6 protein-coding genes and 1 other annotated feature (1 of these 7 only partly in view) are annotated in these 7,196 nt (G+C 37.8%); of the genes, 4 read left to right on the forward strand and 2 right to left on the reverse strand.

The genetic code is table 11. The features are described from left to right. Positions 1–72: 72 nt before the first annotated feature. On the reverse strand, positions 73–1,164 hold the full coding sequence (locus tag MHB51_RS15565) for an aromatic acid exporter family protein (protein WP_066164921.1): 1,092 nt from the start codon (positions 1,162–1,164) through the stop codon (positions 73–75). 228 nt (positions 1,165–1,392) lie between these two features. Continuing rightward, a complete protein-coding gene (locus MHB51_RS15570) occupies positions 1,393–2,679 on the reverse strand; it encodes a glutamate-1-semialdehyde 2,1-aminomutase (RefSeq protein WP_342558536.1) in 1,287 nt (428 codons plus the stop codon). Positions 2,680–2,865: 186 nt separating this feature from the next. On the opposite strand from MHB51_RS15570, the gene bcp reads away from it, so the two are divergent. The 4 genes from bcp to MHB51_RS15590 form a co-directional block, all read left to right on the forward strand. Then, a complete protein-coding gene (gene bcp / locus MHB51_RS15575; protein ID WP_066164926.1) occupies positions 2,866–3,336 on the forward strand; it encodes a thioredoxin-dependent thiol peroxidase in 471 nt (156 codons plus the stop codon). After that, positions 3,336–4,280, forward strand: a complete 945-nt coding sequence (locus MHB51_RS15580; RefSeq protein ID WP_342558537.1) for a D-2-hydroxyacid dehydrogenase — start codon at positions 3,336–3,338, stop codon at positions 4,278–4,280. Before bcp ends, MHB51_RS15580 begins: the two co-directional genes overlap by 1 nt. Before the next feature lie 301 nt (positions 4,281–4,581). After that, complete coding sequence (perR, locus tag MHB51_RS15585; RefSeq protein ID WP_201261968.1) at positions 4,582–5,028, forward strand: peroxide-responsive transcriptional repressor PerR; 447 nt, start codon at positions 4,582–4,584, stop codon at positions 5,026–5,028. A 283-nt stretch (positions 5,029–5,311) separates the two neighbouring features. After that, positions 5,312–5,548 (forward strand) — a binding site (T-box leader). A 176-nt stretch (positions 5,549–5,724) separates the two neighbouring features. Next, positions 5,725–7,196, forward strand: partial view of a 2-isopropylmalate synthase gene (locus MHB51_RS15590; RefSeq protein ID WP_342558538.1) — the 5' portion only. The gene runs 100 nt beyond the window's last position; 1,472 of the gene's 1,572 nt are visible here — the first part of the coding sequence; its start codon is at positions 5,725–5,727; the stop codon falls past the right edge of the window.

Below are 7,196 nucleotides of genomic sequence, written 5' to 3' on the forward strand. Positions count from 1 at the left end.
AATGAACTCTTTAAATAAACGCCATCACGAGCGTTCCCAAGTCAGTAACTGTACAGCTTGGGAAACGCCCTTCTAATAAAACTCTGTCTCTAAATCAATATTTGCTTCTTTGCTGTGATAGTTTCGATAAGACATAATTAATTTATCAAGATGCTCTAAGTTTTCTTCGTAATCTAAAATGCGCGATAAAATGTAAAGGAGGTGGTAGCTTGAAAATTCCTCTTCACTCTCAGACTCCTTTGCTATCGTAATTTGTTTAATAAATAAATCCATAACCTCTGTACGCTGTAAATGCTCCTCCTGCCGCACCCATGTAGAATGGTCTGCGCGCAATTTACCAGTAAATTTTAACAATAACTGCTCGTGATACGTTAATAACAAATCAACACGCTCTTGAATAATAATTAGCAGGGCATCAGGTAAATTTGATAGTTCATTTTCATGTTTATGCAGACGTTGTAATAATTCTAGGCTTTTTTTAGATGCCGTAATCATTTGGCGATAAACAACAAGCTTCCGTGCCTTGACATATTTTTGGTTTTTTAAATATCTACGTTCCTCTTTATAAAGTTCATACAATACATCGATTTGCGATAGACGCGATTTTAATTTTGTTAATGCGATTTTTGTAGATGTATGCTCGCTTGCTTGACGCACAGCGAGACGGCTCCAGCGAATAATATCATCTTGCATAGAATTAATGTTTTTAAATAGTTTTATTTCGTAGCGCGGTGGTAAGAAAACTAAATTTACGATAAATGCTGCAAAAACACCAACCATTACTGTAGTAAATCGGATAAGTGCGAAGGTTAAAAAGTCATCCCCCTGAAATTCCATAATAGCTACAACTGTAACAAGTGCAAGTGTTAATGATTTTTCTAACTTTAGCTTCATCGTAATCCCGATAACTAATATTGCTGCGATTCCGATAGCAACTAAGTGATGACCGAACAACAGCCCGAATACTACAGCAACAATAGCGCCAATTAAATTGCCCTGTACCTGCTCTAAAATAGTTAAATAAGAGCGGTAAATAGATGGTTGAATCGCAAAAATAGCAGCAATCCCAGCGAATACGGGCGATGGCAAATTAAATAATTCAGCTAAAAACAGCGCGAAAACAATAGCGACACCAGTTTTTAAAATTCGAGCACCGAATTTCATAATAGCGATCCCCTTTTCTTTTAGTAAAGCAGGGCTATCCAGAAAGTCAAAACCCACTCTGTGATTACAGAAAATATGGTTTTACATATTCACTTTCATGTCCATACAAAGGCGTTGAATTGAGTGTTTTCAACATTAGAGAGTTTTTCTGAATGAGATACATTTCAATAAAACAACATTTGAAAAGTGGCACGTTAAACCACTTTTCGGACACCCCGGTTTACCTATTTATAGTTGTGAAAAAGCATAATCAACTGCAGCGATTGTTTCAATAATATCTTCTTCTGTATGCTCAGTAGTTAGGAACCATGCCTCATATTTTGAAGGAGCCAAGTTGATGCCTTGTGAAAGCATAAGCTTGAAGAAGCGACCGAAAGTTTCACCATCAGACATTTCTGCTTGTTCATAATTTTCTACTTTTTCGCTTGTAAAGTAAATAGTTAATGCACCCTTTAGACGATTCACTGTAATTGTTACATGATGCTTTTTAGCTGCTTCTAAAATGCCTTTTTCTAAAATAGCCCCTAGCTGGTCCATCTTATCGTAAATAGCAGGCTGTCTTAGTACTTCTAAACATGCGATGCCTGCTTGCATTGATGCTGGGTTCCCAGCCATTGTTCCTGCTTGGTAGGCAGGTCCTAATGGCGCAACTGTATCCATAATTTCTTTTTTGCCACCGTAAGCACCTATTGGTAAACCGCCACCAATTACTTTTCCGAGCGCCACTAAATCTGGTGTTAGACCAAGCATCGTATGTGCTGCGCCATAATGGAAGCGGAATGCAGTAATAATTTCATCATGAATAGTTAATGCACCATATTGTTGTGCTATTTCATGAACGAGCTCTAAAAATCCAGGCTTTGGTTCCACGATACCAAAATTACCAACGATTGGCTCAATTAAAATACCAGCTACTTGCTCACCCCACCGTACCATTGCCTGCTTAAATGCCTCCGGGTCATTGAATGGAACTGTAATTACTTCTGTCGCAACACTTTCGGGAACCCCTGCTGAGTCAGGTGAGCCTAATGTTGCCGGGCCGGAACCAGCAGCAACCAATACTTGGTCAAAATGACCGTGGTAACAGCCTGCAAATTTAATCATTTTTGTACGCCCTGTATAGGCACGAGCAATACGAACTGTTGTCATCACTGCCTCTGTACCAGAATTGTTAAAACGAACTTTGTCTAATGTTGGAATTGCTTCTTTCAGCATTTTCGCAAACTTTACTTCGTGCTCTGTCGCTGTACCGAAAAGCACGCCTGTTTCTGCTGCATGGGCAATTGCTTTTGCAATATGTGGATGTCCATGTCCTGTAACGATAGGTCCGTATGCTGCTAAATAATCGATATAACGATTGCCATCTATGTCATAAAAATAGGCTCCTTTTCCGTATGCCATCGCGACAGGTGCTCCACCACCCACCGCTTTATAAGAACGTGATGGACTGTTAACGCCACCCACGATATGTTGTAATGCTTCCTCATGTAAAGCTTCTGATTTTGCGTATCTCATTTTTTGTTCCTCCAAATAGTTTGATTCACTTCTATTGTAGACCGAATTTTCATTTCATGCCAAAGAATTTGAAAGGATGGACATAGTTCGGTACGATAGAAAATGAGTAAAGGTTAACATTGGGCATATGAAATTTCTGAGCAAAGTTAATCAAGGCGCAAATATACTGAAAAGGAGCGGATAAAGATGACATTGTTACATAAGCAGGCACCACAATTTTCACTAGAAAATGAACAGGGGCAGCCTGTGCACTTAAACGATTTTTTAGGCAAGAATGTTGTGCTATATTTTTACCCTAAAGATATGACACCAGGCTGTACGACAGAAGCATGTGATTTTCGTGATGCCTACAAAGATTTTTCAGAGTTAAATGCAATCATATTAGGAATTAGTGCAGATGATGCTAAAAAGCATACGAAATTTATTGAGAAATATAATTTACCGTTTTCATTATTAGTCGATAGTGACCATTCTGTTGCAGAAGCATATGGGGTATGGGTGTTGAAAAAAATGTACGGACGTGAATTTATGGGGATAGAGCGCTCCACTTTTTTAATCGATGAAAACGGAGTGGTAGTAAAGGAATGGCGCAAAGTGCGTGTTAAAAATCATATTGAGGATGTTTTAACTTTTTTACGTGAAGGGAGTAATGTGTAATGCATGTTTATTTTACGTTTGAACCGAGAGAGGATTTACAAAAGCCGCTAGTAGCTGAATTCCCAGAGGTAAACTTTGTGTTTGATGCGAAGCTGCGTGAGGAACAGCTGGCAGAGGCGGATATTGTTGTGACATATGGAGAGGATTTAACGGCGGCAAATATTGCACTAGCAAATAAATTACAATGGATTTTTGTGGCGTCTGCTGGTGTAGAAAAAATGCCTGCACAAGCAATTGCTGAACGAGGAATCTTTGTTTCAAATGTACGAGGAATTCATAAGAAACCAATGACCGAATCCGTGTTAGCGCATATTTTAGCGTTAAAACGCGGACTGCCATTTATTTATGAGCAGCAGAAAAAAGGAGAATGGAATAAAAAAACAAGTCTATCAGAGCTAAATGGCTCTACTGCGCTTATCATCGGCCCTGGGGCAATCGGTGCAGAAATCGGGCGCATTTTACAGGCTTTTGGTGTGCACACAATTGGCTGTAATCGCAGTGGGAAATCAATTGAATCAATGGATGAAACATACGCAATTCTTGACTTGAAAGCGCATTTGCCAAAGGCGGATATTGTTATTTCGATGCTACCAAGCACAGAGGAAACGAAGCATTTATTAACATACGAGCATTTTGAGTTGATGAAGGAAAATGCAATTTTTATGAATTTTGGTCGTGGCAATGTAGTAAAAGAGGCGGAGCTAGTACGCGCTCTTCAAAATAAGCTAATAGGGCATGCCGTTTTAGATGTATTTGAAGTGGAGCCATTGCCAAAGGACAGCGAACTATGGAAGCTGGATAATGCAACGATTTCGCCACATTTCTCGAGTCACTCATCCCGCTATGTAGAACGGGCTCTTGAAATTTTTGAGCCAAGCTTAAAAAAATGGCTACAGGGTGAGCGTAATTTAGAAAATAAAATCGATTTATTACGTGGTTATTAAGCCTAATTGAGAATATAATATTTTTAAATGAGAATAAATATTTTTTTGCGTTATAATTCTTAAGACTGCCTCTTTTTTCTTTATTAATTTAATAGTGCCTACTTCAATTTTCTCAAGCTAACGAGAAAATTTTGGAATAATTTGTAGAAGCTTTTGCTGAGATATTATGTGAATATTCGCTTTTTTGAATGAACTTCTACTTAATTAGGGGAAGCAATTGTTGACAGAGTGTAGTTGTATTCGATACACTAATTGTAACAATTATAAATTAATAATTATGTATGAAAAGAGGTGCATGGCGATGTCTAAAATGCATTTAAACAATGCGCTAGACACGTTAAAGGCTACTGGTGTAAGGATTACTCCACAACGTCATGCGATTTTAGAGTATTTAATTCAGTCAATGAATCACCCGACGGCAGATGATATATATAAAGCGCTTGAAGATAGGTTTCCCAATATGAGTGTCGCAACAGTTTATAATAATTTGCGCGTATTTCGAGAAGTAGGTCTTGTAAAGGAACTTACTTATGGAGATGCAGCAAGTCGATTTGATTTTGCAACAGGCGACCACTATCATATGATTTGTGAAACTTGTGGTAAAATTGTGGATTTCCATTACCCAGGCTTAAACGAAGTGGAGCATTTTGCTTCACATGTAACAGGTTTTACAGTGAATTCACATCGTTTGGAAGTGTACGGCACTTGCCCAAACTGTGTTCAAAGCCAAGGTCAAAAAGCATTATAAAGCAGAGCGCCCAGCAGAAGTGCTTGGGCGCTTTTACTATGCATAGAAAACATAGTTATTAGCAAAATTTTCAAAGGGCATATCTATACACCTAAAAAATTTAAAAGACAGTATATTAGTTTTGATATTAGAATTCATAGATTATCTAGAAGAAAACGTAGATAAATCCTTAAAAATCACAGTTAGCATATGAAAAAATCTATAAAAATGCCGAAAAAATAAAATTTTCAAAATATTATTGACAAATTATTTTCAGTCATATACTATGCTATTTAACAATAAATTTTAAGCATTGATTGGAAATAGTAAAAATGATTGTGTACTTTTAGAGAGCTGATGGTTGGTGAAAATCAGTAGACGCACATTTTGAACTCGTCCATGAGCTATTCCCTGAACAAATAGTAAGGGTAATCGGTTTCCTCCGTTATTGGGATAAACAGTGTTAGCTGTTGATGAAGCGGGCTTTTCATGAATGGGAAGCCAACTAGAGTGGTACCGCGAGCATAAACTCGTCTCTATTTAATTAGAGACGGGTTTTTTTGTTTTAATTCAGCCATGTTTTTTGCAACGAGCTGAATGCTTTATCAACAATGGATTCAGTAAGGGTTTTTCGAGTAAGCTCGAAAAAAACTGAAAGCAATTAAACCGAGCTGTAATTGATTTTCAAAAAATACATGAGAAGAAGGAGTGCTGGAAATGAGCAGAAAAATTTGGGTGTTTGACACGACATTACGTGACGGGGAGCAAGTACCGGGGGCAAAATTGAATTTATTTGAAAAAGTAGAGATTGCACAACAGCTAAAAAAATTAGGTGTTGATATTATTGAAGCAGGTTTCCCAGCATCTTCCCAAGGAGATTTTGATGCTGTTAAGGCGGTTGCTGAAAAGGTGGGAAATACAAGTGATATTATGATTACAGCATTAGCACGTGCTGTTAAAGCAGATATAGACTCGGTTTATAACGCGGTGAAATATGCAGAAAATCCAATGATTCATATGGTGCTTGGTACTTCAGATATTCATGTTGAGAAAAAGTTTAGCAAATCAAAGGATCAAATATTACAAATTGGTATTGATGCTGTTAAGTATGCAAAAATGTTACTACCACAAGTACAATATTCAACAGAAGATGCCTCACGCTCAGATTTTGAATATTTATGGAAAACAATCGAGGCCGTTATGAAGGCTGGCGCGACAATGATTAATGTACCTGATACAGTAGGCTATGCTGAGCCAGAGCAATGGGGAGAAATGATTGGCAAACTTGCCTATCGGATGAAAAATACAGATGATTCAGTGTTATTATCCGTGCATTGTCATAATGATTTAGGTATGGCAACGGCAAATACTTTGGCGGCAATTAAAAACGGGGCAGATAAAGTAGAATGTACGATAAACGGCATCGGTGAACGTGCAGGGAATGCAGCTTTGGAAGAAGTCGTAATGGCGATTAAAACACGGGGCGATGTATATGATGTGCATACAAATATTCAGACCAAAGAAATTATGAACACATCTCGTCTTGTATCGAGCTTTATGGGATTGGATGTTCAAGTAAATAAGGCGATTACAGGAGAGAATGCTTTCGCCCATTCATCAGGTATTCATCAGGATGGCTTATTAAAATCGCGCGATGCCTATGAAATTGTTCACCCTGAGGATGTTGGGCTAGAGGATATGGAATTGGTATTAACAGCACGCTCTGGTCGACATGCTGTAAAAAATGCACTCGAAAAATTAGGATTCTCCAGTCTTTCGACAAATGAATTTGAAGGTGTTTTTGAAGGTTTTTTAAAGCTAGCAGATGCTAAAAAAGAAGTATATGACCATGATTTATATGTAATTGTGGAAGAATATTATGAAAAACACGATGCAAATCATATAAATGCAACACATTATAGCGAGCAATTTTTCAGCTTCGATGACTTACAAGTTATTAGCAACACAAGCTTTCCTTCAGCTAGTGTGAAAATACGGAAAGGTGATAAAGTGTTTAAGTCAAGCGCTGTTGGTTCTGGTCCTATTGATGCACTTTATTCTGCAATTGCAAGCATTACAAATATTGATGTCAAGCTTGTTGAGTATAATATTAACAGTGTATCTCGCGGACAAGAAGCTTTAGGGAAAGTAAAGATTACTGTAGAGCATAAGGGTGAAAAGTTTATTGC

Origin of the sequence: Metasolibacillus sp. FSL K6-0083 (assembly GCF_038630865.1) — a bacterium.
Lineage (GTDB): Bacteria > Bacillota > Bacilli > Bacillales_A > Planococcaceae > Metasolibacillus > Metasolibacillus fluoroglycofenilyticus.

Bases quoted from the DNA above. Each gene is read 5' to 3' on its own strand.
- perR (WP_201261968.1), top strand. From the start codon at position 4,582: ATGTCTAAAATGCATTTAAACAATGCGCTAGACACGTTAAAGGCTACT.
- MHB51_RS15570 (WP_342558536.1), bottom strand. From the start codon at position 2,679: ATGAGATACGCAAAATCAGAAGCTTTACATGAGGAAGCATTACAACAT.
- MHB51_RS15580 (WP_342558537.1), top strand. From the start codon at position 3,336: ATGCATGTTTATTTTACGTTTGAACCGAGAGAGGATTTACAAAAGCCG.
- bcp (WP_066164926.1), top strand. From the start codon at position 2,866: ATGACATTGTTACATAAGCAGGCACCACAATTTTCACTAGAAAATGAA.
- MHB51_RS15565 (WP_066164921.1), bottom strand. From the start codon at position 1,164: ATGAAATTCGGTGCTCGAATTTTAAAAACTGGTGTCGCTATTGTTTTC.